The 14,048-nt window shown below is 63.4% G+C and carries 14 protein-coding genes; 11 read left to right on the top strand and 3 right to left on the bottom strand.

What is annotated here, in order from left to right; translation table 11 throughout:
- Nucleotides 1–58: 58 nt before the first annotated feature.
- From BKY27_RS15665 to miaA, 3 genes are all read right to left on the bottom strand, one after another.
- Entirely contained in the window at nucleotides 59–1,699 is a 1,641-nt protein-coding gene (locus BKY27_RS15665) for an ABC transporter substrate-binding protein (RefSeq protein ID WP_071675430.1), read from the bottom strand.
- A 242-nt stretch (nucleotides 1,700–1,941) separates the two neighbouring features.
- Nucleotides 1,942–2,748, bottom strand: coding sequence for a helix-turn-helix domain-containing protein (locus BKY27_RS15660; protein WP_071675429.1), 807 nt, complete (start codon nucleotides 2,746–2,748; stop codon nucleotides 1,942–1,944).
- A 123-nt stretch (nucleotides 2,749–2,871) separates the two neighbouring features.
- The gene (gene miaA, locus BKY27_RS15655; RefSeq protein ID WP_071675428.1) at nucleotides 2,872–3,744 is read right to left on the bottom strand and encodes a tRNA (adenosine(37)-N6)-dimethylallyltransferase MiaA; all 873 of its coding nucleotides are present in this window, start codon (nucleotides 3,742–3,744) and stop codon (nucleotides 2,872–2,874) included.
- Nucleotides 3,745–3,881: 137 nt separating this feature from the next.
- Between miaA and pyrH the strand changes: the two genes are divergently transcribed.
- The 11 genes from pyrH to lpxA all read left to right on the top strand — a co-directional run bounded on the left by pyrH (nucleotide 3,882) and on the right by lpxA (nucleotide 14,044).
- Nucleotides 3,882–4,610, top strand: a complete 729-nt coding sequence (gene pyrH / locus BKY27_RS15650) for a UMP kinase (RefSeq protein ID WP_071675427.1) — start codon at nucleotides 3,882–3,884, stop codon at nucleotides 4,608–4,610.
- Nucleotides 4,611–4,661: 51 nt separating this feature from the next.
- Nucleotides 4,662–5,228, top strand: coding sequence for a ribosome recycling factor (gene frr / locus BKY27_RS15645; RefSeq protein ID WP_071675426.1), 567 nt, complete (start codon nucleotides 4,662–4,664; stop codon nucleotides 5,226–5,228).
- 30 nt (nucleotides 5,229–5,258) lie between these two features.
- Nucleotides 5,259–5,981, top strand: a complete 723-nt coding sequence (locus BKY27_RS15640; protein WP_071675425.1) for an isoprenyl transferase — start codon at nucleotides 5,259–5,261, stop codon at nucleotides 5,979–5,981.
- Nucleotides 5,978–6,796, top strand: a complete 819-nt coding sequence (locus BKY27_RS15635; RefSeq protein ID WP_071675424.1) for a phosphatidate cytidylyltransferase — start codon at nucleotides 5,978–5,980, stop codon at nucleotides 6,794–6,796. Before BKY27_RS15640 ends, BKY27_RS15635 begins: the two co-directional genes overlap by 4 nt.
- Nucleotides 6,793–7,977, top strand: a complete 1,185-nt coding sequence (dxr, locus tag BKY27_RS15630; RefSeq protein ID WP_233491861.1) for a 1-deoxy-D-xylulose-5-phosphate reductoisomerase — start codon at nucleotides 6,793–6,795, stop codon at nucleotides 7,975–7,977. The genes BKY27_RS15635 and dxr overlap by 4 nt, the downstream gene beginning before the upstream one ends.
- Nucleotides 7,974–9,305 carry an RIP metalloprotease RseP gene (gene rseP, locus BKY27_RS15625; RefSeq protein WP_071675422.1) on the top strand — a complete coding sequence of 444 codons (1,332 nt, stop codon included), beginning with the start codon at nucleotides 7,974–7,976 and terminating at the stop codon, nucleotides 9,303–9,305. The genes dxr and rseP overlap by 4 nt, the downstream gene beginning before the upstream one ends.
- Before the next feature lie 130 nt (nucleotides 9,306–9,435).
- Complete coding sequence (locus BKY27_RS20535) at nucleotides 9,436–9,570, top strand: hypothetical protein (protein ID WP_267888896.1); 135 nt, start codon at nucleotides 9,436–9,438, stop codon at nucleotides 9,568–9,570.
- Between the two features lie 202 nt (nucleotides 9,571–9,772).
- Entirely contained in the window at nucleotides 9,773–12,085 is a 2,313-nt protein-coding gene (gene bamA, locus BKY27_RS15620) for an outer membrane protein assembly factor BamA (protein WP_084667999.1), read from the top strand.
- A gap of 9 nt (nucleotides 12,086–12,094) precedes the next feature.
- Complete coding sequence (locus BKY27_RS15615; RefSeq protein ID WP_071675421.1) at nucleotides 12,095–12,691, top strand: OmpH family outer membrane protein; 597 nt, start codon at nucleotides 12,095–12,097, stop codon at nucleotides 12,689–12,691.
- Nucleotides 12,692–12,767: 76 nt separating this feature from the next.
- Nucleotides 12,768–13,238: a 3-hydroxyacyl-ACP dehydratase FabZ gene (gene fabZ / locus BKY27_RS15610; protein WP_071675420.1), complete on the top strand. Its 471-nt coding sequence runs from the start codon at nucleotides 12,768–12,770 to the stop codon at nucleotides 13,236–13,238.
- 5 nt (nucleotides 13,239–13,243) lie between these two features.
- A complete protein-coding gene (lpxA, locus tag BKY27_RS15605; RefSeq protein WP_071675419.1) occupies nucleotides 13,244–14,044 on the top strand; it encodes an acyl-ACP--UDP-N-acetylglucosamine O-acyltransferase in 801 nt (266 codons plus the stop codon).
- Nucleotides 14,045–14,048 lie beyond the last annotated feature (4 nt).

Here is a 14,048-nt window from a genome sequence, read left to right as displayed (position 1 = left end):
TCATGTCGCTAGGGGCAAAAAGGGCGGCGCCTTTGCAGCGCCGCCCCCTTTTTCAAGATCAGGCCCAACCGAGATGGTGGATGTTGATCTCGAACTTGGGATGCATCCCCGCATTCACGAGGCCGGACACGTGGTTGCGGTAGAGCGAGCGCCAGTAAGACTGGTTGACCACTGCGTCGTCTTGCATGATCTGTTCGATCTGCTCCATCACCACCCGGCGTTCATCGGCGTCCTGGATGCCGTTGGCCTGCGACAGCAGCGCGTCATACTCGGGGTTGGCATAGCCGGTCTCGTTCCACGGAACCCCCGACTTGTAGGCCAGGTTCAGCACCATGACACCCAGTTCGCGGTGGTTCCAGGTGGTCGACGAGAACGGATAGTTCACCCAGTCGTTCCAGAAGGTCGAGCCCGGGATCACGCGGCGTTCGACGTTGAAGCCGGCATCACGAAGCTGCGCAGCCAGTGCATCGGTCGAGTCCCGCTCGAAGCCCGCGTCAAGCGACACGATTTCGAACACGTGATCGGCGTTGCCGGATTCTTCCAGCAGCGCGAGCGCGGCGGCCTTGTCTTCGACAACCGGCGGACGTTCTGCGTATTCCGGGTGGATCGGGCACACATGGTGGTGCTCGGCCACGGTGCCGCGGCCGGCATAGCCCAGTTCCAGAACGACCGAGCGGTCCACCGCCATGTTGACGGCCCGGCGCACGCGGGCGTCGTCATAGGGCGGGTTGTTCTGGTTCATACGAATGACCAGCGTCGCCGCGGTGGTGGTTTCCGAGGTTTCCCAGCCGATGGCGGTGAAGATGTCGATGAAATCACCGGTGGTCTCGTAGGTCATGTCGAATTCGCCGGCTTCCGCGCCTGCGACCCAAGCGGCCGGATCGGTGCCGAGGTCAACGAATTCCACACGGTCGAGATAGGCATTGCCCCAGTAGTCGTGGTCGGAGTTGCGCTCCAGCGTGGCGGTCACGCCCACTTCGTGATTCACGATGCGATAGGCGCCGGTACCGACACCGTGCTGAACCGGATCCTGGCCGATATAGTCGCGGTGTTGCACAGCCGACGGATAGTCCGCGATGCCGGCGATGATGGTGATGTCGGCCGTGGGCAGGTTCAGGCGCACGGTGTGATCGTCGACGACCTCGATGGCCCCTTCGCGGGCCAGACCGGTGTCGGGATCGACGAGGTCGCCCATGCGGGTGGCCATCGAGTTGCCTTCCACGGTCGAGTCGCACCAGCCGGTAAAGTTCGCGGCCACGTCCTCGGCGGTGAAGTCATCGCCGTTGTTCCACTTGACGCCCTGACGCAGGTGCAGGGTGTATTCCGTGGCGTCGGCGTTGGCTTCCCAGCTTTCCAGCAGCTGGCCCGAGAACGAACCGTCGCGGTTGTATTCGACGAGATACTCGGTGATGCCGCGGGTCATGTTGCCCAGCTCCGACCAGTCATAGGAGCGCGGGTCCTTGCCGGCGAGAATACGTTGCTGGATGCGCAGCGTGCCACCCATGGCGGGGGTGGCCATGTGGCTGTCGGCCTGTGCCGGGGTGATACCGATCATCGAATAGGCAGCAGCGGCACCGACGCCGAGAGCGGTCGCACGGGTCATGAACTCGCGGCGGCTCAGCTGGCCTTGTTTGTATTCCTCTGCATACATCTCCGCTGCGGGATGCGTGGTGAGGAAGGTTTTGGTGGATTGCGTCATTCTAGTCTCCCTGTGACACATTTATCGTTTTTCGCGGGTGGGGAGCGCGGTGGTAATGTCCCAAGGGGCGACCGGTGACATCCCCACACCGTTCCGTCGCATTACGGCACCAAACCCGGCGTTGCGTCAATGGTGCGGGGAAGGGTTTTTTTGTCAGATAGCGACATGTTGATTGCCCAAAAGCGACATGGCCTTGTGATTCGGCTTTGTCGTGAACGTGGCGTCAACACGATGGCGGGCGGCTATTGGCTGGTCAGACTCTGCCGCAGCGGCGGTAATTTTCGGAATTCAGACGGGGTGCGCCCGGCCATTTTCGAAAAGGCGCGTGTGAAATAGGCCGGGGAAGAGAAGCCGAGCGCCGCCGCGATGTCGCGGGCGGACATGTCGGTATCGACCAGCAGGCGACAGGCCTCGTGCAGGATGCGTTCCTGCAAGATGGCAAGCGCCGGACGCCCCGAGGCGTCGCGGCAGATACGCGACAGATGCGTCGCCGTGACCCCCAGCCGGCCGGCATAATCCGCCACCCCCGCGCCCGAGGCATAATCAGCTTCCACGAGGCGGGCGTATTTTTCGGCCAGAACATGGGTCCGGTCGCGCAGGATCGTGCCATCCTGCTGCGCGAGTTGTCGCGCGATCCAGACCGAGACCAGCAGCCCATGGGCGCGCAGGGCCTGGTCGCGTGCAGGGGCCCGCGCGGCCAGTTCGCGCTCGATCATGTCGACATAGGCCGAGAAGACCGATTGTGCCTCGACATGGCTGACCCGGATGTGAAACGGCACCAGCGGCAGGTCGAGGGTCGGGTCCAGCGGAAGCGTCAGCAGGATGCCCTGCGCCTGCGGCGACAATTCGTAGGACAACAGCGTGCGAGAGGGCACGTAGATGGCTGTATGGGGGCCGTAACCGCGGGTGACCGCCCCGATGGAAAACCGTCCTTGGCCACGGGTGAACCAGAAAAGCTGTGGCCGCGGCAGCGAATGCAATGTCGCGTGGCGCCAGGCGGCGATGCTGCGCAGTTTGGCCAGCGATGTGACGGTGTAGGACTCGGACATGAGGGCGACGATAGTGGCTGGCGGGCGGCGTGGGAAGACAGGGCTTTGCCATCACGCGGGGGGAATCCACACCGGGTATCGCGCCCGGTGCCTGACCCGGTGTCTGGTCAGGGGCAAACCGGGTCAGGGCAAGGGGATCGGCTGCCATGCTTTCATCCTGGCGCGGAACCATGTGCGCTGACGTTTGGCGTATTGGCGCGTGGCGATGATGGCGGCTTCGCGCGCAGCGTCGAGGGCCATCCTGCCCTGCACCACGGCGATCAGGTCCGGCCCGCCGATGGCCTTGGTCGCGCCCTTGGCGCGGGACCAATGGGGTGCGAGGGCGCGCGCTTCGTCAAGCGCGCCACCCTCCAGCATCAGGTCAAAGCGGCGGGCGATGCGCTCGGCCAGCCAGTCACGGTCGGCGTCAAGCAGGAGCGGTTGGCAGGCCGACAGGGGCAGGGTGGGCGCCGGGGTGTCCGCCTGCCATGCCGATAGCGGCCGACCTGTGGCGCGCAGCACCTCCCACGCGCGCTGGATGCGCATCGGGTTCTGCCGGTCGATCCGCGCGGCAATCGCGGTGTCTTCTGTGTCCAGGATCGCCAACATCTCGGCGGGGTCCATCGCATCGGCTTCGGCGCGCACCTCTGGCGGGGTGGGCGGGATCTCGGCCAGCCCTTCCGTCAGGGCGGCGAAATAGAGTCCGGTGCCACCGACGACGATCGGGCGGGGGCCGTCCGCCAGCAGCGGCCGCACATCGCGCAGCCAATGGCCGGTGGAATAGTCGGCATCAAAGGGCACATGGCCAAACAGCGCATGGGGCGCGGCGGCCTCCTCTTCGGGCGACGGGCGGGCGGTCAGAACCCGCCAGCCGTCATAGACTTGCAGCGCGTCGGCGTTGACGATCCGGCCGCCGTGGCGCGTGGCGATCTCGATGGCCAAAGCGGTTTTGCCCGATGCCGTCGGGCCGACGATCAGAATCGGCAGGTCTGAAGATAGGGAGTCTATGTCGAACAATGGCTTACCGCCCGGTCAAGATGTGTTGGACCCGATCCCTCTGGTGCGGGATTGGCCGTTGAACCTGTGGGCTATTTAGGCCATGTTGCGCCGGGCCGCAAAAGCCCCCGCCAATATCAAGAGCTCAAGGATTCCCAATGGCCGACGACACCGCCCCCGCCCCGACTTATTCCCGCGTCATGCTCAAGATTTCCGGCGAGGCGCTGATGGGAGATGCGGGCTACGGCCTGAACCCACCAACCGTGGAACGGATCGCGCAAGAGGTGAGGACCGTTCATGACATGGGGGTCGAGATCTGCATGGTGATCGGCGGCGGCAACATCTTCCGTGGGCTGCAAGGCTCGGCGCAGGGGATGGAACGGGCCACGGCCGATTACATGGGGATGCTGGCCACGGTGATGAATGCGCTCGCCATGCAGGGCGCGCTGGAAAAGCTGGGCATCCACACCCGCGTGATCAGCGCCATCCCGATGGATCAGGTCTGCGAGCCCTACATTCGCCGCCGCGCCGTGCGCCACCTTGAGAAAAAGCGCGTCGTGATCTTCGCCGCCGGCACCGGCAACCCCTACTTCACCACCGATACCGCCGCCACCTTGCGTGCCAACGAGATGAACTGCGAAGCGATCTTCAAGGGCACCAAGGTCGACGGTGTCTACGACAAGGACCCGGTGAAATACGACGACGCGGTGCGCTATGACACAGTCTCTTATGACGACGTGCTGGCACAGCATCTTGGCGTCATGGATGCGTCGGCCATCGCCCTTGCGCGAGAGAACGATATGCCGATCATCGTCTTCAGCCTCGACGAGCCGGGTGGGTTCAAAGGCATTCTGGCCGGGGAAGGCACCTATACAAAGGTGCAATGAACGCGCTAGACACACATGCAAACCAGCAAGACCTGACGGAGTGTAACGGGCATGGCCGAGGACGATATCGAGATTGATCTGGACGATCTGCAACGCCGGATGGAGGGCGCGCTGGCGTCGCTGAGGACGGAATTCGCCTCGTTGCGCACGGGCCGCGCATCGGCCTCCATGCTGGAACCGGTGCAGGTCGAGGCCTATGGCCAGATGACACCGATCAACCAGGTGGGCACCGTGAACGTGCCTGAGCCGCGCATGGTCACCATCAACGTGTGGGACAAGGGCCTTGTCGGCAAGGTCGAAAAGGCAATCCGCGAAAGCGGCCTCGGCATCAACCCGCAGCTTAACGGCACCATCATCATGCTGCCGATCCCCGAGTTGAACGAGGAACGCCGCAAGGAACTGACCAAGGTCGCCGCGCATTATGCCGAACACGCCCGCGTCGCCATTCGCAACGTGCGCCGGGACGGCATGGACCAGATCAAGAAGGCCAAGGCGGCGGGCATGTCGGAAGACGACCAGAAGCTGTGGGAATCCGAGGTGCAAGACCTGACCGACACCCATATCGGCAAGGTCGATGACTCGCTGTCCACGAAACAGGAAGAGATCATGCAGGTCTGAGACCTGCGTGGCTCGATAGTGGGAGCGCTCATGGCCCCGAAGGACCAACCCAGCACCCCGCGCCATGTGGCGATCATCATGGACGGGAATGGCAGATGGGCCAAGCTTCGGGGGCGGCCCCGTCTGGTCGGGCACCACGCCGGTGCCCGCCGGGTCGAGGAAATCGTCGAGGCCTGCACGCCGCTCGGTGTCAAATACCTGACGATCTTTGCCTTTTCGACGGAGAACTGGAAACGGACCCAAACCGAAGTGGCGGGTCTGATGCGGCTGTTCAAACGTTTCATCTCGGCCAAGGCGCAGGAACTGCACCTCAAGAACGTCCGGGTTCGCTTCATCGGCGACCGGGTGCGGCTGGAGCCACGGCTGCAAGACCTGATGGACAATCTCGAACTGCTGACCGCCGAAAATACCGGCGTCAACCTGACCATCGCGCTGAACTATGGCAGCCGCGACGAGGTGGCCCGTGCGACCAAGCGGTTGGCGCAGGATGTGGCGACGGGCAAGTTGCGGCCCGCCGACATCGACGATGAAACGCTGCCGCGTTACCTTGATACCTGCTATTTGCCGGACCCGGATCTGGTGATCCGCACCAGCGGAGAGGCGCGGATTTCCAACTTCCTGCTCTGGCAATCGGCCTATGCCGAGTATGAATTCATCGACACGCTCTGGCCTGATTTCACCGAAGAAGAGTTCCGCAAGGTCTTGTCCCGCTTCGGCCAGCGTGATCGCCGGTTCGGTGCCGTCAAGGCATGAGTGGCGGCGGCACATGGGGCGATCTGGGGCCGCGCCTGATCTGGGGCGTGCTGCTTGCCGTTGCGGGCTTTGGCCTGCTCTACGTCGGCGGCTTTGCCTTGATGGCCGGGTTGATCGTGCTGGCGGGCCTCGGGATTTGGGAATTGCACCGAATGCTGGGCGGGCAGACCCCGCGCATGGCGGGCGGTCTTGCGGCCGGCGCGGTTTTGTGTGTCTGCGTGGCGCAGATCCTCGCGTTCATGCTGGGCGAAGGCTTTTACGACGGGATTTACCTGACACCGTGGATCGTACCGCTGATTGGCCTTGGGCTGTGGGGCGGGGTTCAGTCCGTGCCTGAAAATCAACGCTGGGTGTTCGTCGCCTACGGGGCTCTGTTTCTGTTTGCCGTTTCGGGAATGTTCTACCTGCGTGTCATGCATGGCCTGATTTTCGTGCTGTTTCTGGTCGGCGTCGTTGTCGCCAGTGACATCGCCGGCTATTTCGCGGGGCGATTGCTGGGCGGGCCGAAATTCTGGCCCCGCATCAGCCCCAAGAAGACATGGTCGGGCACTGTCGCGGGCTGGATCGCCGGGGCGGCTGTGGCCTATGCTTTGTTGGGGTGGGAGCCGCTGATGGTCCTGCTGGTGGCGCCGTTGCTGGCCTTGGCCGCCCAGATGGGCGATATCGCGGAAAGCGCGATCAAGCGGCGGGTCGGGGTCAAGGATTCCTCGGCCCTCATTCCCGGTCATGGCGGTGTGCTGGACCGGTTCGACGCGATGGCGGGGGCCGCTGCGCTTGGCACCATCGTAATGGCATGTGTCGGAGTATTCGCGTGACGCGGAGTGTCAGCATTTTCGGGGCGACGGGGTCGATCGGGCAGAACACGCTCGACCTGATCCGGCGTGACCGCGCGGCCTATCGCGTGGTGGCCCTGACGGGCGGGGCCAATGTCGATCAACTGGCCCGCGATGCGCGCGAATTCGGGGCCGAGGTTGCCGTGACCTGTTTCGATGACCGGCTGGACGACCTGCGCGCGGCGCTTGCCGGTTCGGGCGTTGCGGTGGCGGCGGGGGACCAGGCGCTGATCGAGGCCGCTGACCGGCCCGCCGACTGGACAATGTCGGCCATCGTCGGCGCGGCGGGGCTGGCTCCGGGCTTTCACGCGTTGCGCCACGGGCGCACGCTGGCACTGGCCAACAAGGAAAGCCTTGTCACTGCCGGACCTCTGCTGATGGCAGAGGCACAGGCCCACGGCGCGTGCATTCTGCCGGTGGACAGCGAACATTCCGCCGTTTTCCAAGGGCTTGTCGGCGAAGACATGAGCGCGGTCGAGCGCGTGATCATCACCGCTTCGGGCGGTGCGCTGCGCGATTGGCCGCTGGAGAAACTGGCCGAAGCGACCGTGACCGATGCCTGCGCGCATCCGAACTGGGACATGGGGCAGCGGATCACCATCGATTCCGCCTCGATGTTCAACAAGGCGCTGGAATTGATCGAGACCCGCGAATTCTTTGGCATTGCGCCCGACAAGATTGAGGCGGTGATCCACCCGCAAAGCATCGTCCATGCGCTGGTGGGGTTCAGCGACGGTGCGCTGATCGCCCATCTGGGCGCGCCCGACATGCGCCACGCCATCGGCTATGCCCTGCACTGGCCCGAGCGCCGCCACCTGCCGGTCGAGCGCATCGACCTTGCCCGCATCGCCACGCTGGAGTTCCGCGCGCCTGATGAAGTTCGGTTTCCGGCGCTGCGGCTGGCGCGCGACGTGATGGCGACACGGGGCCGCGCCGGGGCCGTGTTCAATGCCGCGAAAGAGGTCGCGCTTGACGAATTCCTTGCCGGGACAATCCGCTTTACCGATATGGCCGGGCTGGTTGACGCCACGCTCGACGCCCTATCGCGCGAAATTCGCCTTACCGATGCCATAGACAGTCTTGAGACAGTGCTGCAAACCGACCATCTGGCAAGAACCAGAGCCAGTGAATTGGCCAAACAGCGACAGGAGCAGACCGCGTGACCGAGCTTATCCCCTCCTTTGGAGGTTTCGCCTTTACCCTACTGGCCTTTGTGGTGGCACTGTCGATCATCGTCGCTATCCACGAATACGGCCACTACATCGTGGGGCGTTGGTCCGGCATTCACGCCGAGGTGTTCTCTCTCGGATTCGGCCCGGTATTGTTGAGCCGGGTGGACCGGCACGGCACCCGCTGGCAATTGGCCGCGCTGCCCTTTGGCGGCTACGTGAAGTTCCTGGGCGATGCCGACGCGGCCTCGGGCAAGGATGGCGACGCGGTCGACTCGATGGACCCTGCGGAACGGCGGCGCTCGATGCACGGGGCGCCCCTGTGGGCGCGGGCTGCAACTGTCGCGGCGGGGCCGGTGTTCAACTTCATCCTGTCGATTCTGGTGTTCGGTGCCGTGATGCTGTTCACCGGGCAGGCCTCGAACGAGCCGGTTGTGGGCGCCGTGCGTCCGATGCCCGCCGAGATGCAGCTTTTGCAGCCGGGCGACCGCATCACTGCGATCGAGGGCGAGGCGGTGGAAACGCTGTCGGATGTGTTCAACCTCGGGCGGACGCTGCCCCCGGCGCCGGCGTTGACCTATGATATCGTGCGCGACGGTTCGGCGCGTCAGATGCAGGCGAATTTCCCCCTGATTCCGGTTGTCGAAAGCGTGACGCCGCGGTCCGCGGCGATGGATGCAGGGCTTCGCCAAGGCGACGTGATCACCGCCATCGACGGAATGCCTGTCCATGCGTTCGAGCAATTGCGCACCGCTGTCGAAGCCTCTGGTGGCAATGAGCTGATGCTGTCGGTCTGGCGCGACGGCGAGATGCTGGACATCCCGCTATCGCCTCGTCGCATGGATCTGCCTTCGCCCGAGGGCGGGTTCGAGACGCGCTGGCTGATCGGTGTGACGGGCGGGTTGTTCTTCAGCCCAGACATCATCCGCGTTGGCCCCGGCGAGGCGCTGATGGGTGGGGTTACCACCGTGCTGAACGTGGTGCAGACATCGCTGTCTGGGTTGTGGCACATGATCACCGGCGCGATTTCCAGTTGCAACCTGCAAGGTCCGATCGGCATCGCCGAAACCTCGGGCGCGGCGGCCAGCCAGGGCTTTGACAGCTTCTTCTGGTTCATCGCGGTTCTGTCCACTGCTGTCGGGTTGCTCAACCTTTTCCCGATCCCGGTGCTGGATGGCGGTCACCTTGTGTTTCACGCCTACGAGGCGGTTGCAGGCAAGCCGCCGTCGGACAAGGTCATGCGCCTGTTCATGACCGTTGGTCTAACGTTGATTCTGGGGTTGATGCTGTTTGCCCTGACCAACGACCTCTTCTGCCCGTGATGCTTGGGGAACCTGTCCAAAAGGGCAGGTTTCCGCAAAACCGTCGCTGTGAGGACAAATTCGCGCCCCATTTCCGGGCGAAACCTTGGTCATCGGGGTGAGACCCCCCTGAAAACCAAAGGCAAGACCCATGAAGATGATCAATGAAAGCTATCGCGGTGTCAGTCTGTTCGTCGAGTTCAATATCGACCGCTTTCTGGTGCCTCTTACCATCGTCGGCGCGCTGACGCTGGCCGGTTGGCTGGTCAGCGTCGTGGGCAACTGATCCGCTCCGGATCCTCCTGACATTTTCTGACTGCGGGGTGGCAGCCCCTGCACCAGCAATCCTGCGACCTTCGGGTCGTGGGATTGTCTGTCTTTTGTCACGCTTGGAAATTCCCCGAGCGCGGCATCGTCTGGCGTTTTGACAAGGCCGGTTCCCCAAGGTAGAGCTTCCGAGGGATGTGATACTTGGCGGGGCGGAGACTATGGCTGCTATTGCGTGTTTTATAAGGCCTTTCAGAAGGTTTTCCGCCGTTTTTGCGGTGCTTTTGGCCTCTGTGATTCTGGTGCCTGCCAGCGCCAACGCGCAGACCTACAGCTTCTCGTCCTTCTCGGTCGAGGGAAATGAACGCGTTGATCCGGCCACCGTTCTGGCCTTTCTGGCGTTGGAACCCGGCACGCCGATTTCCGCCGCCGACCTGAACGACGCCTATCAGCGGCTGCAAAATTCCGGCCTGTTCGAAGAGGTGGACCTGCAACCGCGCGGAAACCGGCTGGTTGCGGTCGTGCGCGAGTATCCGACGATCAACCGCATCAATATCGAAGGCAACCGCCGCCTGGACGACGATGCGCTGATGCCGCTGGTCACCTCGCAGCCGCGCCGCGTCTATTCGCCCTCGCAGGCCGAACAGGATGCCGCTGCGCTGACCGATGCCTATCGGCAGCAAGGGCGCCTGGCCGCGACCGTGACCCCGCAAATCATCCGCCGCGACGCCAACCGCGTCGATCTGGTCTTTGAAGTGACCGAGAGCCGCGTGGTCGAGACAGAGAGCATCGCGTTCGTCGGCAACCGCGCCTATTCCGACCGCCGCCTGCGCCGGGTGCTGGAAAGCACGCAGGCGGGGATTTTCCGTCAGATCATCAGCCGCGACACGTTTGTCGCTGACCGCGTTGCCTATGACCAACAACTGCTGACGGACTTCTACCGCGACCGGGGCTATATTGATTTCGCCATCCAAAGCGTGACGCCCGAGTTGGCCCGTGGCCGCGATGCCTATTTCATCACCTTCAACATCCGTGAAGGCCAGAGCTATTCCTTCGGCCAGATCACCACGGTGAGCGAGATCAACACGATCGACGCAGATGAATATCAGGATACGATCCGTATCCGGCCCGGCGTTACCTATTCGCCGCGTCTGGTAGACAACACCATCACCCGGATGGAAAACCTTGCCTCTGCGCAGGGTCAGCGGTTTGTCCGGATCGAACCGCGCGTGACACGCAACGATGAAGATCTGACCCTTGATATCGAGTTTGTCATCTCGCGTGGCGAGCGGGTGTTCGTGGAACGCATCGACATCGAAGGCAACGCCACCACGCTCGACCGTGTGATCCGCCGCCAGTTCCGGTCGGCGGAGGGCGATCCGCTGGACCCGCGCGAAATTCGCCAGAGCGCCGAACGCATCCGCGCCCTTCAGTATTTCTCGGACGTGCAGGTCGAGGCGCGCCCCGGCAGTGCCAACGATCAGGTCGTCGTGGACGTGAATGTCGAAGAACAACCGACCGGCTCGCTCGGCTTCGGGGTGAACTATGCGACCGATACCGGCGTGGGCCTTGCGATCAACTTCTCCGAACGGAATTTCCTTGGTCGGGGGCAATCGCTGAACTTCTCGCTCGACACGTCTCAGGATACGCGCACCTTCTCGTTCGGGTTCGCTGAACCGGCGCTGCTGGGGCGGGATCTCGAGTTCGGGCTATCGGCCTATTACGCGACCTCGAACCAGAACAACGCAACCTACAACACCCGCAATATCGGCATTTCCCCGCGCTTGACCTTTCCGATCAGCGAGAATGGGCGCCTGACGCTGCGCTACAGCCTGTCGCAGGACGAAATCTTCGACGTGCCGGCAACGTCGTCCGCGATCCTGCAGCGCGAAGCAGGCACGGCGATCACATCGTCGGTTGGTTATGTCTATCGCTACAGCACCATCGGCACGGGCCTGAACCCGAATGCCGGGGTCGAGTTCGCCTTCGGTCAGGATTTTGCCGGGGTCGGTGGCGATACCCAGTATGTCCGCTCTTCGGCCAGCATCATCGGTGAAACCTCGATCATGCGCGAAGAGGTGTCCTTGCGGGCGACGCTGGAAGGCGGCGCGCTGAGCATGTTGTCAGGCAACAGCCGCCAGGCTGATCGTTTCAGCCTTTCGACCCGGCAGTTGCGCGGGTTTGAAAGCAACGGGGTCGGGCCGCGGGATACCACGGCGGGCACCACCGATGCACTTGGCGGCAATTACTACGTGGCGGCCCGGTTCGAAACCGGCTTCCCGCTTGGTCTGCCCGAGGAATATGGCATGACCGGTGGCCTGTTCTATGACATCGGCACCGTCTGGGGGCTGGATGACGTGGCCGGCAGCGGCGGCACTGTGGACGACTCGCTGCATTGGCGCCAGTCGGTCGGCTTCTCGCTGTTCTGGGATACCCAGATCGGGCCGCTGCGGTTCAACTTTACCCATGTTCTTCAATCGCAAAGCTATGACCGGACGCGGATGTTCGATTTCACTGTCGAAGCCCGGTTCTGATCCCAACCCATGCGCATGTTTCCGTATCTCGCCGCCGTTTGTCTGGCCTTGGCCATGACAGGCGGCGGTGCGGGTGCGCAGCCCTTGTCCTTCGGCACCATCGACGGCCCGCCCGTGGTGGTGCTGAATCAGGACCGCCTGTTTTCAGAGTCGCTTTATGGTCAGCGGGTGCAGGCCGAACTGGAAACCGCGTCAACCGATCTGGCGCAGGAAAACCGCGATATCGAGGCGCGCTTGCTGGAGGAAGAGCAGCAACTGACCCAGCAACGCAGCGAGATGAGCGCCGAGGAATTCCAACCGCTGGCAGATGCCTTCGATGCGCGGGTGGAAGACATCCGCACCACGCAGGACGAACGCCTGCGCGAGTTGAACGCCTTGGCCGATGCCGCCGAACGGCGCTTCGTTCAACTGACCACGCCGATCCTGCGCGATCTGTTGCGCGATCAGGGGGCGGCGGCGGTTCTGGATTCGCGGGCGGTGATCTACCTTGCGGAAGGTGCCGATATCACCGATCGGGCGTTGGCCCGGATCAATCGGGAGCTGGGCGATGGCGGTGAGCAGCCGATCCTCGATCAGTTGCGGGCGGATACCGCGCCCGAGCAGTAAGGCGGCGACGCCGCTTGCCGGGTCGGGGCCGAGTTGCTACCACCCGCCCAACAAGATGCAAGAAGGACCGCTGCCCATGACGGCTGAGACCCCCACCACCGCCGATATCGACCTGATCCAGCGGATTATCCCGCACCGCTATCCGTTCCTGTTGGTCGACAAGGTGCGCGATATCGTGCCGTTCAAAAGCGCGGTCGGCATCAAGAACGTGACCATGAACGAGCCGCATTTTCAGGGCCACTTCCCAGGTGTGCCGATCATGCCGGGTGTCACGATCATCGAGGCGATGGCGCAGGCCGCGGCAGTGATGGTGGGCGTGTCCGCCGATCTCGCGGACAAGGACTTTCTCGTCTACTTCATGAATATCGAAAAGGCGAAGTTCCGCCGCAAGGTCGGCCCCGGTGATGTGCTGGAGTTGCACGTGACCGTGACCCGGGGCAAACCCGGCGGCAAGGTCTGGAAATTCTCGGGCCGCGCCGAAGTGGAGGGCGAGCTGGCCTGCGAGGCCGAGTTCACCGCCATGATGGATCTGCCCGCCGAGGAGTAAACCCGATGGCCATTGATTCCAGCGCCGAGATTCACGCCTCGGCCTTGATCGAGGACGGGGCGGTGATCGGCCCGGATTGCCGGGTCGGTCCGTTTACCGTGGTCGGCCCCGAGGTCGTGATGCACCGAGGGGTGGAACTGAAGTCCCATGTCGTTGTGACCGGCCGGACCGAGATCGGGGAAGAAACCGTTGTGTTTCCCTTCTCGGTGATCGGGGAAATCCCGCAGGATCTCAAGTTCCGGGGCGAGAAGTCGTGTTTGGTGATCGGCAAGAGAAACCGCATCCGCGAGACAGTGACGATGAATTGCGGCACCGAGGGCGGCGGTGGCGTCACCCGCATCGGGGATGACGGGCTGTTCATGGCTGGGTGCCATATCGCTCATGACGCGCAGATCGGGGATCGCGTGATTGTCGTCAACTCGGCGGCTGTTGCGGGCCATTGCATCATCGAGGATGACGTGATCATCGGCGGGCTGTGCGGGATTCATCAATTCGTCCGGATCGGGCAGGGGGCCATCATCGGCGCGCTCAGCATGGTCACGAATGACGTGATCCCCCACGGCCTGGTTCAGGGGCCGCGCGGCGAATTGGACGGGCTTAACCTTGTCGGGCTCAAGCGGCGCGGCGTGGATCGCGGCGAAATCACCGCCCTGCGCGCGGCGTTTCAGCATCTGGCGCAGGGCGAAGGTACCTTCATGGATCGCGCGCGGCGGCTGTCCGAGGACAACCCGGACTCAGCCCATGTGCGCGCGATCGTCGATTTCATCATGGGCGACAGCGACCGGTCGTTCCTGACACCGAGGTAAAAGA

Origin of the sequence: Nioella nitratireducens (genome assembly GCF_001879715.1) — a bacterium.
GTDB lineage: Bacteria > Pseudomonadota > Alphaproteobacteria > Rhodobacterales > Rhodobacteraceae > Nioella > Nioella nitratireducens.
The sequence above is the reverse complement of the archived record's forward strand: the minus strand, read 5'-3'. Positions and strand labels throughout refer to the sequence as shown.